Genomic DNA, 21,459 nt, shown 5'->3' on the forward strand with positions numbered 1-21,459 from the left:
AGAAATCATCCTGTCAGTTCGCATCAGTGACCGTGTTCGGCAGAAGCTTTGCCGAGCTCGGACTTGAGTGTGAAGCTGCCACTGGTTGCTACCTGGGCGCCGGCTTCAATACCGTCGATGATTTCCACGTACCCATTGTCGCGGCGACCCAGTTTTACCGGGCGGGTGTCAAAGCCATCTGGGGTGCGTACGAATACCGAAGGTTTGTCTTCAACGGTCTGCACAGCGTGCTCAGGGACCGCTACGGCAACTCGATCGGTCTGGGAGGTGACCGCAATGTTTACGAACAGGCCTGGACGCCAGGCGCCGTTGGGGTTGGTCAAGGTGACGCGGACAGTAGCTGCACGGTTTTGCTCGCCCAGCAGGCTGCCGACATAACCCACCTTCCCTTCGACCTCGACGTTCATGTCAGGCGAAGAGACTTTCACTGCACGGCCAGTCGTGACCTTGCCCAGATCTGTCGGCGGAACTGCGAAGGTCGCCCAGACCTGATTCAGGTCGGAAAGGATGAAGGCGTTGGTCGCCTCGCTGACGACTTCGCCGACGGTCAGGTGTTTCTCCACTACCACGGCGTCGAAGGGAGCGCGGAGCTCGTAACGATTACCGCCAACGGAGTTAACCGAGGCACCGATTGCGCCGACCTTCTGCTTGGCGTTGGCCAAGGAGATCTCCGCTTCTTGCAGCGCTTGGCGTGCTTGGAGGTAGTCTTGCTCTGCAGAGATCTTGTCCTGCCACAGTTGCTTCTCACGTTCGAAGGTCACACGCGCCAGTTCGACGCGACGCTGTGCGGCCTGTTGTTCGCTGCGCAGGTCAGAGATCTGCTGGCTGGCGATTACCGCGAGGACTTGCCCTTTCTTGACCGTCTCGCCCAGGTTGGCCTGGACAGCCTCAACAACGCCAGGAACACGAGGAACCACGTGGGCAGTACGATCTTCGTCGAAGCGAATTTCGCCAGGGAAGCTCACGACGGTACCGAGGTCACGAGGCGCTGCAGCTTCCAGGGCAACACCAGCGGCCTTGATCTGTTCAGCGCTGAGCGTCAGCTTGCCCTCTTCTTCACCGCCCTCTTCGCTGTGGCCTTCTTCACCATGGCCCTCATCACCTTCCTCTTTGGCGGCAGATGCGGCTTTCTTTTCGTCGCCATGGCCATCGTTAGCGCCATGCTCGGCAGTACTGGCGGCCTGCTGTCCGGAACTGTTGTTCCAGGCAAGGCTGCCAAATCCGAGGGCTGCCACAGCGGCTACCGCGAGGGCGATCTTGCGTTTGTTATCCATTGCTACTCCTGCTGATCGTAGGCACCGGCTTGTTCAAGGCTGTGTGCCGAAGAAAATGTTTGGCCCGTTCAGCGAGTGCCGGCGGTTGAGCCGACTTCGCCATAAACCCTTTCCACCTGCGCACGCGCATTGGTCGCCGCTGCCAACGATTCGAGGTATTGGCCACGAGCGACGATCAAGGTGCGCTGGGCATCCAGCACTTCGATGAAACCGAATTTGCCCATCTCGAAGCCGCGGGTTGCGGTCTCTACGGCTTGTTGGGCTGAAGGCAGAATGGTCTTGTCGTAGGACTCGACCTCCTGCATGGCGGTGGACCATTGGTTCAACGCGGTTTGGGTTTCGGTGCGCAGGCGCAGCTCAACAGCATTGCGCTGGTCCCGGGCCTGATCTGCACGACGAGAAGCGGAAAGAATGTTGCCCTGGTTACGATCGAACAGCGGCAAAGGCATAGACAGGCCCACAGTGTTGACCCGCTCGCGCACAGAGCGGTCGTACTGGCTACCTACACTGACAGTAAGGTTCGGGATACGCTGAGCTTTCTCTGAGCCGAGCGAGGCATCGCTCTTGTCTATCTGCACCACGGCCTGACGCATTTCTGCTGTTTGGTCGAGCTTAGCCAGCAGATCTTCAGTGCGAGGTGGCAAGCCCGGGGAGAGGGTTGGCGATTCGAGTCGATCAAACACGGTGACTGAGCTCCCGGTAATTTGAGCGAGCTGTTGGTAAGCGGTCGCTTTTTCCGTTTCTGCACGTCGAACTTGCAGCTGGGCTTCGGCCAGTTGCACTTGAGCGCGGGTCGCCTCCACTGGGGACGACTTACCTGCGCGAACACGGCCATCGACGATGCGAAGACCGCGCTCAGTCAGTTCGAGAGATTGCTTGGCCAGGTCGAGACCTGTCTGGGCCCGCAACGCGGCGTAAAAGGCTTGGACGACATCTGCACGCAGGCCGTTAACGCGACGGTCTAACTCAAGCTGTGCGGCGGTCTGCCCGTATGTGGCGACGTCAACACGAGCCCCCCGCTTACCGCCCAGCTCAAGGGTCTGGCTGAGAGAGACAGTCGTCTGGCTGGTGTTACGACGGGTGTCTTCCACGTCATACGAGATTGTGGGGTTGGGGATAAGCCCGGCCTGCTTGCGAGCACCATCAGCGATCCCAATTTCTTGCCTGGCCGCGGCCAGGTCTGGGTTGGCATCCATGGCCGTCGAAAGCGCCTGGGGCAAGCTGATGCTTTGGGCAAGGGCTGCAGGCGCCATCAACCCAGAGATGACTGCACAGAGTGCAGCGATCTTCCAGGGCGAGACGGGGGTCTTGGGTAAGACATTGCGGTTATACCGGGGCACTTTGATGGTCCTCGTGCACAAACTTCGATAAAGCTTGGCGAGAACGCCGAAACAGCTGCCAAGCCCCACTTGATTAGGTGATGGCACTCTAATGAGCGGTAGCTATCAGAGGGGTGGCTAGAAAATTACAATTCCGTAAGAATGTCCTGTAATGCCCGAAAATACTGGGAAACCAAACCCGACACGATGATTTCGTTACAAGCAACGGAGATGGCAAACACGCGGTGCGAAGGCCCGAACAACAGGTAGATGACGAAATTGTAATTTTCCTATCACCCCCCCGTTATCTTCGGCCTGCAAATATGAGCTCGCGCTACGCTAGGCGCGCCGCCTGGTCAGAACAATTAACGACACCCGCGCCGGTAAACATAATAAAAACTGCCGTGAATCAAAGGAGCATCGGATGAAAATCAAAGTACCACTGTATTTGGCGGCAGTTTCTGCGCTGTCTGGAAGCTATGCTATTTCGGCACAGGCAGAAGACAAGCCAGAAGGCTTCATTGAAGGCAGCAGCCTTACAGTGCTGAACCGTAACTTCTACTTCAACCGTGATAACCGCGACAGCACTGCCCCCACTTATAACAGTGGCAAGGGCAACACCAACGGCTACTCCGAAGCCTGGGCGCACGCGATCATCAGCAAATTCAACTCTGGGTTTACCCAGGGAACCGTTGGCTTTGGCGTTGATGCCTTCGCCATGATCGGCCTCAAGCTCGACACCGGTGATGGGCGCAACGGCGGCCGTAGCTCCTTCGACGTGCTACCCGTTGATAACAAGGGCGAAGCTCGCGACGAATACACCAAGGTCGGCGGCGCAGCCAAAGTCCGCTTGTTCGATACCATCGTGAAAGTAGGTGATGTTTTCCCATCGACTCCGGTCGTTGCATCCGGCGACTCTCGCCTGCTGCCAGAAAGCTTCCGCGGCGTGACCGTTGAGAACACCAGCATCCAAGGCCTCACCCTGCAGGGTGGTCGTCTGCATGCGATGAGCCAGCCGGTCTCAAGCAACCTGAACGACAACTTCGTGACGTTCTACGGCGGCCCGGTCAACTCGCCATGGATCGGTTACGGTGGCGGTGACTACTCGATCAACGACAACTGGACTGTGAGCGTCTACGCCAGCCAGCTGAAAGACGTCTGGAATCAGTACTACGCCGGCACCAGCGTGGTTTACCCGCTGAGCGACGATCTGGCGCTGATCGGTGGCTTCAACTACTACAAAGCCGTAGATGAAGGTAAGAAGCGCCTGGGTGAATTCGACAACAACATCTGGAGTGCCAAGGTCGGCGTGCGTTACGGTGCCCATACCCTAGCCCTGTCGCACCAGCGCAACAACGGCGACGACGATTTTGACTACCTGCGTCAGTCGGACTCGATTTTCGTCGACAACTCCATCCAGTACAGCGACTTCAACTCGCCGAAAGAGCGTTCCTGGATGCTGCGCTATGACCTGAACTTCACCAGCTACGGCATTCCAGGCCTGACGTTCATGACCCGCTACGCCAGAGGCTCGGGCGCGGATTACTCGAACGCTAAGGATTCTCCGATCAAGTCAGCACAGGCCATCTGACCTGTGCTGAAATAGCCCTCCGTCCAACTGCCTTCTACAAGTCCGCCATCCCATGAGTCAGATGAGCTTTTCCGATTTCGAGTACGCCGGCAAGCGCAAGCAAACCCGTCGCGAGCGTTTCCTGGCCGAGATGGAACAGGTGGTACCGTGGAGTGGACTGGTGGCGTTGATCGAGCCTCACTACCCAAAGGCTGGCGGTGGCCGCAAGCCTTATCCTCTGGAAACCATGCTGCGCATTCACCTGCTGCAGAATTGGTTCTCTTTGAGCGATCCCGCCATGGAAGAGGCGCTGTACGAGATCACTTCGATGCGCCAGTTCGCTCGTCTGACGCTCAGCGCTCCGATCCCCGAAGACACGACGATCATGAACTTCCGGCACCTGCTGGAGAAGCATCAGTTGGCAGCCGGCATTCTGGAAACCATCAACAATTACCTGCAAGACAAGGGCCTGTCGTTGCGCCAGGGCACCATTGTCGACGCGACCATCATCCACGCGCCCAGTTCGACCAAGAACAAGGAAGGCAAGCGCGATCCTGAAATGCATCAAACGAAGAAGGGCAACCAGTACTATTTCGGCATGAAGGCCCACATCGGCGCGGATGCTGAATCGGGTCTGGTGCATCACGTTCATGGCACCGCCGCGAACGTAGCTGACGTGACGGAGGTCGCTCAGCTATTGCATGGCGAAGAGAATGTCGTGTGTGCGGATGCGGGTTACACAGGCGTGGAAAAGCGGCCAGAACACGAGGGACGGCAGGTGATATGGCAGGTCGCTGCCCGCCGCAGCACCTACAAACACTTGAGCAAACGCAGCGTGCTCTACCAAGCCAAGCGCAAGATCGAAAAGGCCAAGGCGCAAGTGCGTGCGAAGGTGGAGCACCCGTTCCGGGTGATCAAACGCCAGTTCGGCTATGTAAAGACTCGTTTTCGCGGCTTGGCCAAGAACACGGCGCAACTGACCACGCTGTTTGCCCTGTCGAATCTGTGGATGGTGCGCCGGCAATTATTGCCTGCTGCGGGAGAGGTGCGCCCGTGAGTCCGGATAACCAAGGCTTTGCCTTGGTTATCCAATAATCAGCGACTGAAAAGCGGGCTTTTCGGCATCCCTAAGCCGCCCATTTCCGACTGATGAGCAACTTGTTCGGAGTTTCCCTAACCAGTTCTACATGCGCACTGATGACAACGGCAACCCGCTCGACAATCAGAAGCGTTGGGAGCGTGACGTCGAAGTCAAATACGTTGTCCAAACCGGTCCAGCAAAAGATCTGTCCTTCCGGTTGCGCCAGGCAACCACACGTGCCACTGCATTCGAATCGGATCTGGATGAAACCCGTGTGATCATTGAGTACCCGCTTTCGATTCTGTAATTCGCTAACTGGACCAGTTATTCATTAACTGGTCCTATTAGTAAAACGAGCATTACGAATTCACCTTGAGTGGCTTAAGTGCTCCTTTGGTAAAAGGTGGATATTTGGCGCCCATTGGGCGCCTTTTTTTGCCTAAAATTCAAGTAGGCGTTCGATTGTACGCATCGCATGCCGGTGAAGTTCATGACTACACCAATGACCAGTCTCTTCAATGTGAGCGACCTCGCCGTCATCTGAGCGGAACGAAGCCAGCACAAAGAAGAAAATAACCCAATACTTCATAAGGTCAAATCACCTGCTGGAGAGAGGGCCCGCAACTGTCAAACCCAAACCGCGACAAGATATACCGCCAGACTATCAACTGTATTACCTAGAAATTACAAATCCGTCATTTGAGCCCCGGCACGCTCATTTTGATTTACCATCCCTTTCAATAATACCGGCGCGCGTGCGCGGTTAATTGCTCAGTGATATCGAGACAAAATCCCATGCGAATTCTGGTAATTGAGGATGAAGTAAAAACTGCGGAGTATGTGCGTCAAGGTCTGACGGAATGTGGCTATGTCGTAGATTGCGTCCACACCGGGTCAGATGGATTATTCTTGGCTAAGCAGCACGAATATGAGCTGATTATCCTGGATATAAATCTGCCAGAGATGGACGGTTGGCAGGTCCTTGAGTTGTTGCGTCGTAAAAACTGCCCTTCCCGTATCATGATGCTGACGGCGAGAAGCCGGCTGGCGGATAAGGTCCGGGGGCTGGAGAACGGAGCAGATGACTACCTGATCAAGCCATTTGAGTTCCCTGAGCTGCTGGCCCGGGTTCGCGCCTTGATGCGCAGGTCAGATCACCCTGCATCCGTAGAGGTCATTCGCGTCGCTGACCTGGAGCTTGATCAGAGCCGGCACAGGGCATTCAGGGACGGTCAGCGCATTGACCTGACCACGAAAGAATTCGCGTTACTGCATTACCTGATGCGTAATACCGGTGTGGTGCTGAGCCGCACCCAAATTATTTCGCAGGTTTGGGATATGAATTTTGACTGCGACACAAACGTTGTAGAGGTGTCGATTCGAAGACTCAGAGCCAAGATAGATGACCCTTTCGAGACCAAACTGATACATACGCTTCGGGGCGTAGGGTATGTGCTTGAAAAACGATAGTTGCCAAGCTCTCTAGTACCGAAAATCCGCTACATGCTCCCGTCGCTTGCGAACTTGAGGTTTCTGTTTACGATCCGCGGCGCTGATTCCTCACTCAACAAATGAGGTAGGCTGTACATGAGGTATAGCATTGATTATCAGCAGGTTTCGCAAGGACAATCCGATGCCAGCATTGATGCCTGTCCAGCTGACATTGTCTTCAACAGCGACCATGGCCTAGCTCTTATCCCGTGCGTTGGCGATGTTATCAACCTCCCCTCTACGGCGGTCAAAGAAGGGGTTTGCGGCATCGTTAGATCAAGGATTTTCAATTATCTCAGAGGTCCTGAAGAGCTGTACTGTCACGTCAATATTCTCGTTGAGGAGGCGGACATCAATTTCGAAAGTCTCATCTCGGAATACATGCGCAATCAGTCACGTGCTCGCTCGCCTTCTTCATAAAGTCGAAGGCGGGCCAGTCCATTAATGGTTGTGTATGGGTGAGGGTTCAGCAGAGCGAGCGCCTACTGAGCACCAGAGATGAATAGTCACAGCCTAGTGGTTTAACGCGGTACTGCTGGTGTACGCAGGGCCGGACTCATTGTTTTTTGAATGGCGCATTGCAGCACATAGAAATATAAAACCCCGGAAGCAAATACGATTGCGGACAGATAAGCAAACTCAGAGTCTAAAACCCCGGAAACCATATACAATTTAATCGTGATAGAACCCATAATAATTCCGGTACAGTACATGACGCCTGTGAACTGATTGCCCAAAAAACTCAGTATGCCGCTGAAGGCATTGTTCGCACTCAACAGCATTGCTTTCAGTATCGTCCAGCCGAGAACTGGCAGAAAAGCCTTGATCATGAAGGCGAATAACATCGACGATGCAAACAGTTTTATCGGGGTTTCTGCCCACGGCTTGATGGTGCCGTCTACTTCAACGCCGGTATACAAGATGATATTCAGAATAATCGCCATAAGGGTGCATATGCCGAGGCGTATCATTTCCCGCTTAAGCGGGGCCATCATTATCACTGCGTGAATCTTGTTTCCAAAGTATCGTTTTAGGGAAATCCTGAAAAAGACTTCCTGATTTGGCAAAATCCCCGGACACCAATCGCCGAGCTTTTCGATGATGAAACAAATGACCTTCGCCGATGCCGAGTACGCCGGTAAGCGCAAGCAGACCCGCAAGGAGCTGTTCCTGATAGAGATGGATCGGGTCGTACCCTGGGAGGGTTTGATTGCTCTGATCAAACCTCATTACCCAAAGGGCGAAGGGGGCCGTCCAGCCTATCCGCTGATGGCGATGCTGCGGATTCATCTAATGCAGAACTGGTTCGGTTACAGCGATCCGGCGATGGAAGAGGCGCTGTACGAGACGACGATCCTGCGCCAGTTTTCCGGTCTGAGCCTGGAGCGAATCCCGGATGAAACCACCATCCTCAACTTCCGTCGCCTGCTGGAAAAGCATGAGTTGGCCACCGGTATTCTCGGCGTGATCAATGGCTATTTGGGCGACCGTGGCTTGTCACTGCGACAAGGCACCATCGTCGATGCCACTCTGATTCATGCGCCCAGTTCGACCAAGAACAAGGACGGCAAACGCGACCCGGAAATGCATCAGACCAAGAAGGGCAACCAGTATTACTTCGGTGCCAAAGCTCACATTGGTGTCGACGATGAGTCCGGGCTTGTGCACAGCGTGGTGGTCACTGCGGCCAACGTCGCGGACGTAACCCAAGTCGACAAACTGCTGCACGGTGGTGAGAACGTGGTCTGCGCTGATGCGGGCTATACCGGTGTAGAGAAGCGTGAAGAGCATGAGGGGCGCCAAGTCATCTGGCAGATTGCAGCCCGGCGCAGCACTTACAAAAAGCACGGTAACCGCAGCGCGTTATACAAAGCGATACGTAAGATCGAAAGAGCCAAGGCCCAGGTTCGCTCCAAGGTTGAGCATCCATTTCGGGTGATCAAGCGCCAGTTTGGTTATACGAAAGTGCGCTTCCGAGGCTTGGTGAAAAACACTGCTCAGATGGTGACGCTGTTCGCCCTGTCGAACATTTGGATGGCGCGTCGACATTTGCTCTCCAATGCAGGAGAGGTGCGTCCGTGAAGAGTGAAGTGACTGCTGCGAGGTGCTTGCAGCGGCAAAAAAGGCTGAAATAGACGGCAGGTTTGACCGGGATTTGAGCGGCTACCGTTTTTTGAAAGTGTCGATGGCGAAGTAGCCGGAAAACAGGGGCTACTTCAGACCATCCTTAGTCCTTGGATCGACATTTTTCTTCCTATGCTCTCGGGTATGACGCTGTTGTAGCGTTGTATGACGGTCATGCTTTTACCCGAAGAGAGGTGACGCTTCAACGGTCCTGAATTGCGCAGGGGATCTCATGTCCTTCCCCTGGCTGGGTAGCTTGCTGAGAAATTCTCATCTACCTGCGTGGCAACGATGCGGCCACCCCGCCGCCGTCAGAGCTCTGGAGGACTGGCTGCTGTCAGCAACTCATCGAGTGACGGAACCTTAGCGTTTGCACTGAGGACGAGTGTTCTGGATCGGAGTATGGATACATCTGAATCGCCCCTGGTTTCGTAGACACCTCCAAGCCTCATAATGAGGCCCAAATAGGAGGTGCCATGAGTCGTCAGCGTTACCCCGAAGAATTCAAGATCGAAGCGGTCAAGCAAGTGACCGAGAAAGGCAAACCTGTCGCCGATGTCGCCCAGCGCCTGGGCATGTCCGTGCACAGTCTTTACGCCTGGATCAAGGTCTACAGCAAGCCCCAAGAGCAGCGTCAGCAAGACGACGATCAGCAGGCCGAACTGCGCAAGCTACGCGCTGAACTCAAGCGCGTGACGGAAGAGCGAGACATCTTAAAAAAGGCCGCCGCGTACTTTGCCAAGGAGTGCGGCTGAAGTACGCCTTCATCAAGAAGCACTCGACTGATTACCCGGTGCGGCGCCTTTGCCAAACCCTCAAGGTGCACCCCAGCGGCTATTACGCCTGGCTGGCCGAGCCTCAATCTGCCCGAGCAAAAGAAGATCAACGTCTGCTTGGCTTGATCAAACACGCTTGGCTGGAAAGCGGAGGTGTATACGGCTACCGCAAAATTCACGATGACCTGCGTGAGCTGGGAGAGGAATGCGGCCGAAATTGAGTGAGGCGCTTGATGCAGGCGGAGGGGCTGCGTTCTCAAACGGGCTATCGGCGGCGTCCAGGGTTCTATGGTGGAAAACCAACAGTGGCCTCGCCCAACCACCTCGCGCGGCAGTTCAAGGTAAGTGAGCCGAACAAGGTCTGGGTGACAGATATCACTTACATCCGCACCTATGAAGGGTGGCTCTACCTCGCGGTAGTGCTGGATTTGTTCTCACGCCAAGTAATTGGTTGGTCAATGAAGCCAAGGATGTGCAGCGACCTGGCTATCGACGCGATGTTGATGGCTGTTTGGCGACGCAAGCCTCAGCAGCAAGTTATGATTCACTCAGATCAAGGTAGTCAGTTCAGTAGCTCGGATTGGAAAAGCTTTTTGAAGGCCAACAATGTAATCAGCAGCATGAGCCGGCGGGGAAACTGCCACGACAATGCCGTAGCCGAGAGCTTTTTCCAGCTTTTGAAGCGAGAGCGAATCCGACGAAAGATCTACACAACCCGTGAAGAAGCCCGAAGTGATATTTTCGATTACATCGAGATGTTCTATAACCCTAAACGCCGACACAGCAGTGCTATGCAGCTGTCTCCAGTAGAGTATGAGAAACGCTATTTCCTGAGCTTGGAGAGTGTCTAGAAAACCAGGGGCGATTCACAGGCCCGGTCAGAAGGACTTCATCTCTGAATAGAGCCAGCAGATTGGGGTTTGCCATGGAGGACCTCACGATTAGATTTGAGAGCAACTGGTCAGCATAGTCCACCTCAAGATGACCACCTCCTTGACGCCCATCCTGGTGCTCCTGAGCATCAGACGAGTGAATCGCCCCGAAACCTGTAGATACAAAATGACCGCTTCTCGCCGTTAGCTGCCTTTCTTGAAGGACAGCTTTGGGTCGATAGCGGCCTTCGTGGAGGTTGGTGTCTACGGGGTCGGTTTAGTCAATCTGAATCTCCGGTTTCACCTCCGTGAGGCCGGCCATCGTCATGCATCAGATCTTGATTGACACGCGTGCCGCTTTGGATAGCCTTGCAATTGAGGGCTGCAACTGCGCATTTGTCGGGCCTGGGTACCAGCATGAGCCCCCCGCAATTTTGGCAGCAGAGGAAGCTGGTTCCTCTGAAGTAGTGACGGCGGGCATTGCCAGTCGGATTCTGAACCCAAGGTCGCCAGACTAGGAGCTAAAGGATCGCTGCGACTACTCCTCATCCCTTACCGAAAAGTCACGCGTCGGTCGTAAACGGCCCTTTCCAGGCCAATCAACTTTTGTGATTGGTGAGTAGGGATTTCTCGGCTTTTCTGTGAAAAGCACCCCTTCATTTCACAAAAAAAATGGCGAAGATTCCAATTTCACGGGGTCTGGCCTATCACCTATTTTGTGAACCTACACCGGTGTAGATCGCCAGGCACTAAAAAGCCCGCGGAAGCGGGCTTTTTAGTGCCTGCAGAAATCAGTAACCGCTGAGGACGTTGACGATCACACCACTGGCAATAGCCACCAGCACATAGTCCCCATTCACATACAACCAGCGGTGATCACGCGGTGGTGAACCCGCTCCCACAGGATGTGTGTTGCCCTCGGGGATACGCGTGCCCTTGTAGACCGCGTTAACCGAACGCGTCAATTCAGGCCAAGCTCCTTCAACCGGCGATACAGCGTGCGCTCGCTCAGGCCAAGGTGACGGGCCAGTTCACTGCGCGAGCCCTTGAACTGTTCCAGTGCCTGCGCCAGCTCACCTAGGTGATTGCGCCGGCCACCTGTCTTGATCGCCCCCGCCGGGCCAATATCCTCCGGCAAATGCTCGGGCCGGATCAGCCCGTCGTCCGCAAACAAGCGCGCCCTTTCCAGAATATTGCGCAGCTCGCGAATGTTGCCCGGGAATGGATGCAGCCCAAGCTGCTGCAAGGCCTCGTCGCTCAGCCTGGGTGTCGGCTTGCCGGCCATGCGCTGCAGCAGGCTCTGGGCGAGCAACGGCAGGTCTTCTGCTCGTTCGCGCAACGCCGGCAGACGGATCGGGAAGCCGCTGATGCGGTAGTACAGGTCTTCGCGGAAGGTGCCGTCCGCGACCATTTGCTTCAGCGGTTTATGGGTTGCCGATACCAGGCGGAAATCCGAATGCACCGTACGCAGGCTACCCACCGGGCGGAAGCTGCCGGACTCGATCAGGCGCAGCAGCTTCACTTGCATCGCCAGCGGGACCTCGCCAATTTCATCCAGAAACAGGGTGCCACCATGCGCCGCTTCAGCCAGGCCGATCTTGCGCTGGTTGGCGCCAGTGAACGCGCCCTTCTCGTAGCCGAACAACTCGCTCTCGAACAACGACTCGGTCAGGCCGGTACAGTCAACCACCACCAACGGGCCGTTGGCCCTGGGGCTGCCCATGTGCACCGCACGGGCGAACAGTTCCTTGCCGGTACCTGACTCACCCTGCAGCAACACCGGGATCTGCGCCGGCGCCGCACGTTGCAGGCTGGCCAGGGCCGCTTTGAACGCTGGCGCGCGGCCGACCAGCCCTTGTTCCTGAGGCTGCGCCGACGCGAGGGTGATGCTGGTCAGGCGTTCGACAAAGGCCACCACCCTGCCCTGTTCATCCAGGATCGGCCGCAGCTCTACATCCACATGCTCGGGGCCGCGTGGCGTGTGATGAATGTGCAAAACCCGCTCCGGTGCCTTGCTGTGCCACGCCTTGCGCATCGGGCAATGCTCGCCGGCCTGGTCGCAAGGCACGGCGTAGTGGTGCGAGACCTTGTGGCATTTCTCACCCAGCGGCGCCTGCTCATGGCGACCGAACTGGCGGCGATAGGCAGCGTTGGCCGCCAGGATGTTGTAGTCGGTATCCAGCACGATGGTTGGCAGGGCATCGTGCTCAAGATAGGAAACCAAAGCTAGGATGAGGGGATGGGCTTCAGGCATGACGGCACCGATTGGATGACCGGCGCAGGGTAACAAGGACTGCCAAACACTGCCATTGGCTGACAGTCGACTGCCATCTGCGCTGCCACTGTCGTCGGCAATTGTCAGCAACGGGCCGGTTTTATTGGCCAGACCGCAGGAAAATGCCTGGCATGCATCTTGATAAACCTCCTGGCACTGCCTACGCCTGTACAAGGCTGGGCGGATAAATTGGAGAACGCGATGATCATCGGCAACAACCTGCACGTGGACGCCTTTTACGACAAGGCGACCTCCACCATCAGCTACCTGGTCATGGACGGCGAAACGCGCAAGTGTGCGTTGATCGACAGTGTCTTGGACTATGACCCCAAGTCGGGGCGTACCTGCACTGCTTCTGCGGACCAGTTGATTGGCCGGGTGAAGGAGCTGCGAGCTGAGGTGCAGTGGGTGCTGGAAACCCATGTGCATGCCGACCACCTTTCGGCGGCGGCCTATTTGAAGGAAAAGCTTGGCGGCCATACCGCCATCGGCGCGCATATCACCCAGGTACAGAAAGTGTTCGGTGCGTTGTTCAACGCCGAGCCTGGCTTCGCCCGCGATGGCAGCCAATTCGATGTGCTGTTCGAGGACGAGGAAGGTTTCCGCATTGGCAACCTGCATGCCCGTGCGTTGCACACCCCAGGGCACACACCTGCGTGCATGAGCTTCATGATCGAGGACGCCGGCGAGACAGCGGTGTTCGTCGGCGACACCCTGTTCATGCCCGACTACGGTACTGCCCGTTGCGACTTCCCTGGGGCTGATGCTCGCACCCTGTACCGCTCGATCCGTCGCTTGCTGGCCTTCCCCGACCAGACCCGGCTGTTCATGTGCCACGACTACCTGCCAGGTGGCCGTGACATGCAGTACGTCACCACCGTGGCCGAGCAGCGCGCCAACAATATTCATATCCACCAGGGCATCGATGAGGACAGCTTCGTCGCCATGCGTGAAGCCCGCGACAAGACCCTCGACATGCCCGTGCTGATCCTGCCTTCGGTGCAGGTGAACATGCGCAGCGGCCAGTTCCCCGCGCCGGAAGATAACGGTGTGAGCTACCTGAAGATACCGCTGAACAAGCTGTGACCGCCCTGCCCCATAACCAGATTTACAGGATTTACCGCCATGCCTGCCTTGTTGTCCCCTGCCAATACCGACCACCACAAAGTGGTCATCGTCGGTGCCGGCGCCGCCGGAATCGCCACCGCTTCCAGCTTGATCAGCCGTGACCCGTCGCTGGATGTGACCTTGATCGACCCCGCCGAAGTGCATTACTACCAGCCCGGCTGGACTATGGTCGGTGCCGGTGTGTTCAAGGCGCCAAGCACTGCTCGCACCATGGCCTCGACCATTCCGCGCGGCGTTCGCTGGATAAAGGCACGTGTGCAGGGGTTCGACCCGCTGGGCCAACTGGTCCTCCTCGAAGGCGGCCGCGCCATCAGTTATGAACAGTTGGTGGTCTGCCCCGGCCTCAAGCTGGATTGGGCGGCCATTGATGGCCTCAGCGAGACCTTGGGCCGCAATGGCGTCACCTCCAACTACCGCTACGACCTGGCGCCCTACACCTGGGAACTGGTGCAGAAGCTCAAGCAAGGCCGAGCCCTGTTTTGCCAGCCGCCCATGCCGATCAAGTGCGCAGGCGCCCCGCAGAAGGCGCTGTACCTGTCTTGCGACCACTGGCTGCGGCATGGTCACCTGGGGGCTGTGAAAGCCAGTTTCTTCAATGCCGGCGCAGTATTGTTCGGTGTGGCGGACTACGTGCCCGCATTGATGAAGTACATCGACAAGTACGCCGTGGACCTCAATTTTTCCCACCGCCTGGTCGCCGTGGACGGGCCGAACAAGCGAGCCACCTTCGTGCGTACCTTGGCCGATGGCAGCAGCGAAACTCGTATTGAGGCCTTCGACATGCTGCATGTAGTACCGCCGCAGGTGGCACCGGACTTCATTCGTGAAAGCCCGTTGGCCGACAGCGCCGGCTGGGTCGATGTCGATCCGCATACCCTGCGCCATCGCCACTTCACCAATGTCCATGCCCTTGGGGACGTGGCCAATACCAGCAATGCCAAGACCGCCGCCGCTGCACGCAAGCAGGCTCCGGTCGTGGCCAACAATGTACTGGTGGCCCTGGGCAGGCTGCCTACCCTGGCCCAGTACGATGGTTATGGATCGTGCCCGCTCACCGTCGAACGCGGCAAGATCGTGCTGGCCGAGTTCACCTATGGCGGCAAGCTGGCTCCAAGCTTCCCCAATTGGTTGCTGGATGGCCGCAAGCCGACACGTCTGGCCTGGTTGCTCAAGGCGCAGGTGCTGCCACCCTTGTACTGGAAAGGCATGCTCAAGGGCCGCGAGTGGCTGGCACGGCCACAGCCGTTGGTAGCCGAGGGTCGGCAGTGATCGAACATCAAATACTGGGAGCGGGCCTGGGCGCGATCATCGGTGCCGTGCTGGCGTTGACCGGTGCCGGCGGTGGCATTCTCGCAGTGCCTTTGCTGGTGTTCGGCCTGGGGCTGTCGATGGTCGAGGCGGCACCGGTCGGCCTGCTGGCCGTAGGCATGGCGGCAGCGGTGGGTGCTGTGCTGGGCTTGCGGCAGGGCCTGGTGCGCTACCGGGCGGCGCTGTTCATCGCATTGATCGGTGTGGCAGCGGCGCCGTTCGGGCTGATGCTGGCGCACCGCCTGCCGAACACGCCACTGCAGTTGGTGTTCGCCGGGGTGTTGGTGTATGCCTGCCTGCGTATCTGGCGCAAGGCGGCCAAGGAACTGCGCGGCGAAGCCAATGATGCCCATCGCTACATCGAACCCTGCGTGCTGAACCCGCTGCAGGGCCGTTTGCGCTGGACCCTGCCCTGCGCGCGCGCCCTGGCCTTTACCGGCGCATTGTCAGGGCTGCTGTCCGGCCTGCTGGGCGTGGGCGGTGGCTTTGTCATCATCCCGGCCCTTAACCGCTACACCAACCTGCGCATGGCCAGCATCGTCTCCACTTCGCTGGCGGTGATCGCGCTGGTGTCCACCGGCAGTGTGGTCAGCGCCAGCCTCGCAGGGGTAATGCACTGGCAGGTTGGCGCCCCGTTCGCCGTCGGTGCGGTGCTCGGCCTGTTGCTGGCGCGGCCATTGGCGGCCAGGCTGGCCGGGCCGCGCTTGCAGCAGATGTTTGCCGTGGCCGGTTGGGCTGCGGCCCTGCTGCTGGCCGGCAAGGCGCTACTGGGCTAGCAGCTCGCTCTGTTCTGCCGCGCATAGCGCCAGCAGGTAGTCCCACACTACCCGCAGGCGCACCGACTTGTGCAGTTCGCGGCGGGTACAGATCCAGTAGCTGCGCTGGATGGTTTCGCCAGGCAGCACGCGCACCAGCGTCGGGTCGTGGCGGGCCATGTAGTTGGGCAGTACGGCGATGCCCAACCCGGCGCGGGCGGCGGTTTGCTGGGCGATCACGCTGGTGCTGCGAAACACCACGTTGGGGGCCCGGCAGAAGCTGTTGAGAAACAGCAGTTCCTGGCTGAACAGCAGGTCGTCGACATAGCCGATCCAGCTGTGCCGGGCCAGGTCCTCGCGGTTGCGCAGCGGGGGCGCGCGATCCAGGTAGTCCTGGCTGGCGTACAGGGCCAGGCGATAGTCGGTGAGTTTGCGGGTGATCAGCAGGTCGGCGTTGGGCCGTTCCAGGTGGATGCTGATCTCCGCCTCGCGGTTGAGGATGCTGACGAAGCGCGGCACTGCCACCAGCTCCACTTCCAGGCCGGGGTAGCGGTCGAACAGCGCATTCATGCGCGGGGTGAAGAACATGATGCCGATGCCTTCGGTCACCCCCAGGCGAATCTTGCCCAGCGGCGTGATGGCCTGGGTGATTTCTTCCTGCGCCAGCAGGGCGACGTTTTCCATGGCTTCGGCGTGCTTGAGCAGGGCCTGGCCCGAGGGGGTCAGTTCATAGCCCTGGGCATGCTGCACGAACAGCGCAGTACCCAGGCTTTGCTCGATGCTCTCGATGTGCCGGGCCACGGTGCTGTGGGTGGTGTTGAGGCGCTTGGCGGCGGTAAGCAGGCGGCCGCTGCGCTGCAACTCGAGGAAAAACCGCAGATCGTTCCAGTCGAACATGCTGATCCTTTTTGGCAGTTCGTTCCGGCCTCTTCGCGGGCACGCCCGCTCCCACAGGGATCGCGTTACCTTGTGGGAGCGGGCGTGCCCGCGAAGAGGCCAGTACAGACTTACCACTGTGCTAAAACGCACAGCGGCTGCGCGAAATCTCGTGTTTCCTCCACGAAATTACTCACTAAGATGGATCGGGACAAGAATAATAATCAGGCCCGAGGTTGCACATGCCATCAGCCGATTCTGTCTTCGACTACGTGGTCGTAGGGGCCGGTCCCGCCGGTTGCCTGTTGGCCAATCGTTTGTCCGCCGACCCTTCCTGCCGAGTGCTGCTGCTGGAAGCGGGTGGGCGCGACAACTATCCCTGGATCCATATCCCCGTCGGTTACCTCTATTGCATCGGCAACCCGCGCACCGACTGGTGCTTCAAGACCGAGGCGCAGCCCGGCCTGGGCGGTCGTGCGCTGGGCTATCCACGCGGCAAGGTGCTGGGTGGCTGCTCCTCGATCAACGGCATGATCTACATGCGCGGCCAGGCTGCCGACTACGACCGTTGGGCCGAGCAAGGCAACGACGGCTGGGCCTGGAAGGACGTACTGCCGCTGTTCAAGGCCAGCGAAAGCCACTTTGCCGGCGCCAGCGAGCACCACGGTGGTGATGGCGAATGGCGGGTCGAGCGCCAGCGCTATAGCTGGCCGATCCTCGATGCCTTCCGTGATGCCGCCGAGCAAAGCGGCATCGGCAAGGTCGATGACTTCAATACCGGCGACAACCAGGGCTGTGGATATTTCCAGGTCAACCAGCGCAGCGGTGTGCGCTGGAACGCTTCCAAGGCTTTTCTACGGCCGATCAAGGATCGCCCCAACCTCACCGTGCTGACCGGCGTTCAGGTTGACCAGGTGCTGCTCAACAACACCCGTGCACGGGCGGTAAAGGCGTTCTGGCAGGGTGCCTGGCACGAGTTTTCGGCACGTCGCGAGATCATCCTCTGTGCGGGTGCTGTGGGCTCTCCCTGTATTCTGCAGCGCTCCGGCATCGGCCCGCGGCAGTTATTGGAAAGCCTGGGCATTGGCGTGCGTCACGACATGCCCGGTGTTGGCGGCAACCTGCAGGATCACCTGCAGCTGCGCCTGATCTACCAGATCCGCAATTCCCGTACCCTGAACCAGATGGCCAACAGCCTGTGGGGCAAGATGGGCATGGGCCTGCGCTACCTCTATGACCGCAGTGGCCCGCTGGCCATGGCCCCGAGCCAGCTGGGTGCATTCGTGCGTTCAAGCCCGGAGCAGGCCACCGCCAACCTGCAGTACCACGTGCAGCCGCTGTCACTTGAGAGATTCGGCGAACCACTGCACACGTTCCCGGCCTTTACCGCCTCGGTGTGCAACCTGCGCCCGGCCAGCCGCGGGCGTATCGATATCCGCAGCAGCGACATGAACAGCACGCCGCTGATCGACCCCAACTACCTCAGCGACTCCCAGGACCTGCGCGTCGCCGCCGATGCCATTCGCCTTACCCGGCGTATCGTCCAGGCCCCTGCCCTCGCTGCGTTCGACCCAAAGGAATACCTGCCGGGCCCAGCCCTGCAAACCGAAGAAGAGCTGTTCGAAGCCGCCGGCAAGATCGGCACCACCATCTTCCACCCGGTCGGCACCTGCCGCATGGGCAATGGCGAACTGGACGTTGTGGATAACCAGTTGCGCGTACACGGCATTCCCGGCCTGCGCGTGGCGGACGCCTCGATCATGCCGCAGATCACCTCCGGCAATACCTGTTCACCCACCCTGATGATCGCCGAGAAGGCGGCGCAACTGATCCTCAAAGGAGCTGCTACCCAGACCTATCTGAACGAAGACGCGATACCGACGCCCTGACCCCGGGTGCGTGCAGTACCGGCAGCTGGCGGTCAGAAGCTGCCGACAGTGGAACAACAAGAATAATCACTGTGGCCTGCGGGCCGAGGACAGCAACGATGTCGGATTACATCCAAGAGCAGGGTGCGGCGGCCAGCAGCTCCAGCCGTCGTGAAGAACGCAAGATCATCTTCGCGTCATCCCTCGGGACAGTTTTCGAGTGGTATGACTTTTTTCTCTATGGTGCGCTGGCAGCGGTCATCAGCAAGCAGTTTTTCGCTGGCGTGAACGACACCACCGCCTTCATCTTCGCCCTCATGGCCTTTGCCGCCGGCTTTCTGGTGCGGCCATTCGGCGCGCTGGTGTTCGGCCGGCTGGGCGACATGATCGGGCGCAAGTACACCTTCCTGGTCACCATCGTGCTGATGGGCCTGTCCACCTTCGCGGTAGGGTTGTTGCCCACCTACGCCAGCATCGGCATCGCGGCACCGATCATCCTGGTGGTCCTGCGCATGCTGCAGGGGCTGGCGCTGGGTGGTGAATACGGCGGTGCGGCCACCTATGTGGCCGAGCATGCGCCGCCCGGCAAGCGCGGTTTCCACACGGGTTTCATCCAGTCCACCGCCACCCTTGGCCTATTGTTGTCGCTGGTGGTGGTGCTGGGCAGCCGCTATATCAGTGGCGACCAGTTCGAAACCTGGGGTTGGCGCCTGCCGTTCCTGTTGTCGATCGTGCTGCTGGCGATTTCCACCTGGATCCGCATGAGCATGCACGAGTCGCCGGCCTTCGTGAAAATGAAGGCTCAGGGCAAGGTCAGCAAGTCGCCGATCCGTGAGTCGTTCACTTCCTGGCCGAACCTTAAAGTGGTGCTCACCGCCCTGTTCAGCATCAACGCCGGGCAGGCCGTGACCTTCTACACGGCGCAGTTCTACGTGCTGTTCTTCATGACCCAGATGCTGAAGATGGACCCGGCCCAGGCCAACACCCTGCTGATCATCAGCGTTGTCATTGGTGCGCCGTTCTTCGTGTTCTTCGGCTGGTTGTCCGACCGGATTGGCCGCAAGCCGATCCTGATGCTCGGCCTGCTGCTGGCCACGGTGCTGTACTTCCCGCTGTTCAAGGCGCTGAGCCACTACGCCAACCCACAGATCGACGCGGCCAGCCGCCAGGCGCCGATCGTTGTCACTGCCGACCCGAGAGGCTGTACTTTCCAGTTCGACCCGGTAGGCAAGGCGCGCTTCGACAGCCCCTGCGACAAGGTCAAGACATTCCTAGTCAAGCAGGGCTTGCCATACAGCTCGGTGGATGTGGCAGGTAGCGATGTGGTGGTGAACATCGGTGACAAGACCATCAACGGCTTCGACGAAGCGGCCATGCGTGCGGCGGTGGAACAGGCTGGCTACCCGGCCAAGGCCGACCCTGGGCAGGTCAACCAAGTGATGGTGGTGGTGCTGATCGTGGCGATGATCCTGATCGCGACCATGACCTATGGCCCGCTGGCGGCGGTGATGGTCGAGCTGTTCCCCACTCGCATCCGCTACACCTCCATGTCACTGCCCTACCACATTGGCAACGGCTGGTTCGGTGGCTTCCTGCCAACGGTGTCGTTCGCGCTGGTGGTGTACACCGGGGATATCTTCTATGGGCTGTGGTACCCGGTGCTGGTGACCGGGGTCAGCCTGGTGGTGGGGATCTTCTGCCTGAAAGAAACCAAGGATGTGGATATCGACAAGATCTGACGGCTGCAACGGGCCGTTTCTACACGCCCGCATGAGGCAATAAAAAAACCGGCTGTAAAAGCCGGTTTTCTTATGCCCCAAAAAAACTTATGCACGATTTTCAGAAAAATGTCATACACAGAAATAAACAGCTAATTCAAATACTTAGCGATCACTTCAGTCTTTTAATCCAAAAACAGTTCACAAGTTATCCACAGATGGTCAGGCCATCTGTTCCTGGGGTTTTTCTTCTGCTGGCGGCAGCGAACCCATGGCCCGCTGGGTCGCTTCGTTCCACGCCGCGGCGCGGTCGTTGAGCTCGGCGATGGCCCGTGGCCCGGTGCCGTTGGCGTACATCGGCTCGCCAATCACCACCTCGATTGTGCCCGCGCGCTTGCCCCAACCGGTCTTGGGCCAGAACTTGCCGGCGTTATGGGCAATCGGCAGCACCGGCAGCCCGGCATTCACTGCCAGCGCGGTACCGCCACGGGAGAACTTTCCCATGGTGCCGAATGGCACGCGGGTGCCTTCCGGGAAGATCAGTACCCAGGTCTTCTGCTTGAGCAGCTCGTCACCCTTGCTGGCTACCTGGCGCAGGGCTTCCTTGGGGTTATCGCGGTTGATCGCGATCGGCCGCAGCATGGCCATGGCCCAACCGAAGAACGGCACGTACAGCAACTCGCGCTTGAGCACCTGGCTCAGCGGCGAGAAATACTGGGAAAGGAAGAAGGTTTCCCAGGTGCTCTGGTGGTTGGACAGGATCACGCAAGGCTCATCAGGCACGTTCTCGGCGCCAGTGATCTTGTAGTCGATACCCAGGATGGTGCGCACAAGGAACAACGCGCAACGGCACCAGTACACGTTGATGAACTTGTAGCGCTTGGGGAACGACAGGAACGGCGCGACGAAGAAGCTCAGCGAGCACCACAGCAGCGAACTGGTGCCCAGCAGCAGGTAAAAAAGAAAGATTCTGATCGCCTGCAGGATCGACATAGTGGCTTGTACCATTGCGGGGCATGCCCGC

At 58.4% G+C, this 21,459-nt stretch carries 15 protein-coding genes and 4 pseudogenes; 12 read left to right on the top strand and 7 right to left on the bottom strand.

Annotation, left to right across the window (positions count from 1 at the left end; all coding sequences use genetic code 11):
• Positions 1–23: 23 nt before the first annotated feature.
• Both KDB76_RS00245 and KDB76_RS00250 read right to left on the bottom strand, forming a co-directional pair.
• Positions 24–1,274 carry an efflux RND transporter periplasmic adaptor subunit gene (locus tag KDB76_RS00245; protein ID WP_010951455.1) on the bottom strand — a complete coding sequence of 417 codons (1,251 nt, stop codon included), beginning with the start codon at positions 1,272–1,274 and terminating at the stop codon, positions 24–26.
• Positions 1,275–1,342: 68 nt separating this feature from the next.
• Positions 1,343–2,614 carry a TolC family protein gene (locus KDB76_RS00250; RefSeq protein ID WP_010951456.1) on the bottom strand — a complete coding sequence of 424 codons (1,272 nt, stop codon included), beginning with the start codon at positions 2,612–2,614 and terminating at the stop codon, positions 1,343–1,345.
• 403 nt (positions 2,615–3,017) lie between these two features.
• Here KDB76_RS00250 and KDB76_RS00255 point away from each other — a divergent pair.
• From KDB76_RS00255 to KDB76_RS00275, 5 genes and pseudogenes are all read left to right on the top strand, one after another.
• Positions 3,018–4,148 (top strand): annotated as a pseudogene (locus KDB76_RS00255) (OprD family porin); the annotation flags it as partial.
• An 88-nt stretch (positions 4,149–4,236) separates the two neighbouring features.
• Complete coding sequence (locus tag KDB76_RS00260; protein ID WP_013973047.1) at positions 4,237–5,220, top strand: IS5-like element IS2000 family transposase; 984 nt, start codon at positions 4,237–4,239, stop codon at positions 5,218–5,220.
• Between the two features lie 118 nt (positions 5,221–5,338).
• Positions 5,339–5,551 (top strand): annotated as a pseudogene (locus KDB76_RS00265) (OprD family outer membrane porin); the annotation flags it as partial.
• 488 nt (positions 5,552–6,039) lie between these two features.
• Positions 6,040–6,714, top strand: a complete 675-nt coding sequence (locus KDB76_RS00270; protein WP_003253420.1) for a heavy metal response regulator transcription factor — start codon at positions 6,040–6,042, stop codon at positions 6,712–6,714.
• Between the two features lie 117 nt (positions 6,715–6,831).
• Positions 6,832–7,155, top strand: coding sequence for a hypothetical protein (locus KDB76_RS00275; RefSeq protein WP_010951457.1), 324 nt, complete (start codon positions 6,832–6,834; stop codon positions 7,153–7,155).
• A 101-nt stretch (positions 7,156–7,256) separates the two neighbouring features.
• Here KDB76_RS00275 and KDB76_RS00280 read toward each other — a convergent pair whose 3' ends face one another.
• Complete coding sequence (locus KDB76_RS00280; protein ID WP_049870859.1) at positions 7,257–7,730, bottom strand: hypothetical protein; 474 nt, start codon at positions 7,728–7,730, stop codon at positions 7,257–7,259.
• Positions 7,731–7,836: 106 nt separating this feature from the next.
• Here KDB76_RS00280 and KDB76_RS00285 point away from each other — a divergent pair, with 106 nt between their 5' ends.
• Together KDB76_RS00285 and KDB76_RS00290 are read left to right on the top strand one after the other, a co-directional pair.
• Entirely contained in the window at positions 7,837–8,817 is a 981-nt protein-coding gene (locus KDB76_RS00285; protein WP_024086516.1) for an IS5-like element ISPa26 family transposase, read from the top strand.
• Positions 8,818–9,335: 518 nt separating this feature from the next.
• Positions 9,336–10,486, top strand: a pseudogene (locus tag KDB76_RS00290) (IS3 family transposase).
• An 812-nt stretch (positions 10,487–11,298) separates the two neighbouring features.
• On the opposite strand, the pseudogene KDB76_RS00295 reads toward KDB76_RS00290, so the two are convergent.
• A pseudogene (locus tag KDB76_RS00295) lies at positions 11,299–11,397 on the bottom strand (RcnB family protein); the annotation flags it as partial.
• 71 nt (positions 11,398–11,468) lie between these two features.
• A complete protein-coding gene (locus tag KDB76_RS00300; protein WP_013970251.1) occupies positions 11,469–12,761 on the bottom strand; it encodes a sigma-54-dependent Fis family transcriptional regulator in 1,293 nt (430 codons plus the stop codon).
• 222 nt (positions 12,762–12,983) lie between these two features.
• On the opposite strand from KDB76_RS00300, the gene KDB76_RS00305 reads away from it, so the two are divergent.
• The 3 genes from KDB76_RS00305 to KDB76_RS00315 are packed head-to-tail and all read left to right on the top strand — an operon-like array spanning position 12,984 to position 15,994.
• Positions 12,984–13,868, top strand: a complete 885-nt coding sequence (locus KDB76_RS00305; protein ID WP_013970252.1) for an MBL fold metallo-hydrolase — start codon at positions 12,984–12,986, stop codon at positions 13,866–13,868.
• A 39-nt stretch (positions 13,869–13,907) separates the two neighbouring features.
• Positions 13,908–15,179, top strand: a complete 1,272-nt coding sequence (locus KDB76_RS00310) for an FAD/NAD(P)-binding oxidoreductase (protein ID WP_013970253.1) — start codon at positions 13,908–13,910, stop codon at positions 15,177–15,179.
• The gene (locus KDB76_RS00315; RefSeq protein WP_013970254.1) at positions 15,176–15,994 is read left to right on the top strand and encodes a sulfite exporter TauE/SafE family protein; all 819 of its coding nucleotides are present in this window, start codon (positions 15,176–15,178) and stop codon (positions 15,992–15,994) included. Before KDB76_RS00310 ends, KDB76_RS00315 begins: the two co-directional genes overlap by 4 nt.
• Here KDB76_RS00315 and KDB76_RS00320 read toward each other — a convergent pair.
• Entirely contained in the window at positions 15,983–16,870 is an 888-nt protein-coding gene (locus KDB76_RS00320) for a LysR family transcriptional regulator (protein WP_013970255.1), read from the bottom strand. The genes KDB76_RS00315 and KDB76_RS00320 overlap by 12 nt on opposite strands.
• Before the next feature lie 221 nt (positions 16,871–17,091).
• Between KDB76_RS00320 and KDB76_RS00325 the strand changes: the two genes are divergently transcribed.
• Positions 17,092–18,738 carry a GMC family oxidoreductase N-terminal domain-containing protein gene (locus tag KDB76_RS00325; protein WP_024087941.1) on the top strand — a complete coding sequence of 549 codons (1,647 nt, stop codon included), beginning with the start codon at positions 17,092–17,094 and terminating at the stop codon, positions 18,736–18,738.
• 98 nt (positions 18,739–18,836) lie between these two features.
• Positions 18,837–20,456 (top strand): MFS transporter, encoded by a 1,620-nt coding sequence (locus KDB76_RS00330; protein ID WP_023662756.1) that lies wholly within the window; start codon positions 18,837–18,839, stop codon positions 20,454–20,456.
• A 201-nt stretch (positions 20,457–20,657) separates the two neighbouring features.
• Here KDB76_RS00330 and KDB76_RS00335 read toward each other — a convergent pair whose 3' ends face one another.
• A complete protein-coding gene (locus tag KDB76_RS00335) occupies positions 20,658–21,443 on the bottom strand; it encodes a lysophospholipid acyltransferase family protein (protein ID WP_025337179.1) in 786 nt (261 codons plus the stop codon).
• Positions 21,444–21,459 lie beyond the last annotated feature (16 nt).

The organism is Pseudomonas sp. JS425, assembly GCF_018223845.1.
Taxonomy (GTDB): Bacteria; Pseudomonadota; Gammaproteobacteria; order Pseudomonadales; family Pseudomonadaceae; genus Aquipseudomonas; species Aquipseudomonas asiatica.

Excerpts from the sequence above, each read along its gene's own strand:
- KDB76_RS00285 (WP_024086516.1), top strand. The coding sequence starts at position 7,837 with ATGAAACAAATGACCTTCGCCGATGCCGAGTACGCCGGTAAGCGCAAG.
- KDB76_RS00330 (WP_023662756.1), top strand. The coding sequence starts at position 18,837 with ATGTCGGATTACATCCAAGAGCAGGGTGCGGCGGCCAGCAGCTCCAGC.
- KDB76_RS00275 (WP_010951457.1), top strand. The coding sequence starts at position 6,832 with ATGAGGTATAGCATTGATTATCAGCAGGTTTCGCAAGGACAATCCGAT.
- KDB76_RS00310 (WP_013970253.1), top strand. The coding sequence starts at position 13,908 with ATGCCTGCCTTGTTGTCCCCTGCCAATACCGACCACCACAAAGTGGTC.
- KDB76_RS00335 (WP_025337179.1), bottom strand. The coding sequence starts at position 21,443 with ATGGTACAAGCCACTATGTCGATCCTGCAGGCGATCAGAATCTTTCTT.
- KDB76_RS00305 (WP_013970252.1), top strand. The coding sequence starts at position 12,984 with ATGATCATCGGCAACAACCTGCACGTGGACGCCTTTTACGACAAGGCG.
- KDB76_RS00245 (WP_010951455.1), bottom strand. The coding sequence starts at position 1,274 with ATGGATAACAAACGCAAGATCGCCCTCGCGGTAGCCGCTGTGGCAGCC.
- KDB76_RS00270 (WP_003253420.1), top strand. The coding sequence starts at position 6,040 with ATGCGAATTCTGGTAATTGAGGATGAAGTAAAAACTGCGGAGTATGTG.
- KDB76_RS00320 (WP_013970255.1), bottom strand. The coding sequence starts at position 16,870 with ATGTTCGACTGGAACGATCTGCGGTTTTTCCTCGAGTTGCAGCGCAGC.
- KDB76_RS00260 (WP_013973047.1), top strand. The coding sequence starts at position 4,237 with ATGAGTCAGATGAGCTTTTCCGATTTCGAGTACGCCGGCAAGCGCAAG.
- KDB76_RS00300 (WP_013970251.1), bottom strand. The coding sequence starts at position 12,761 with ATGCCTGAAGCCCATCCCCTCATCCTAGCTTTGGTTTCCTATCTTGAG.
- KDB76_RS00280 (WP_049870859.1), bottom strand. The coding sequence starts at position 7,730 with ATGATGGCCCCGCTTAAGCGGGAAATGATACGCCTCGGCATATGCACC.
- KDB76_RS00325 (WP_024087941.1), top strand. The coding sequence starts at position 17,092 with ATGCCATCAGCCGATTCTGTCTTCGACTACGTGGTCGTAGGGGCCGGT.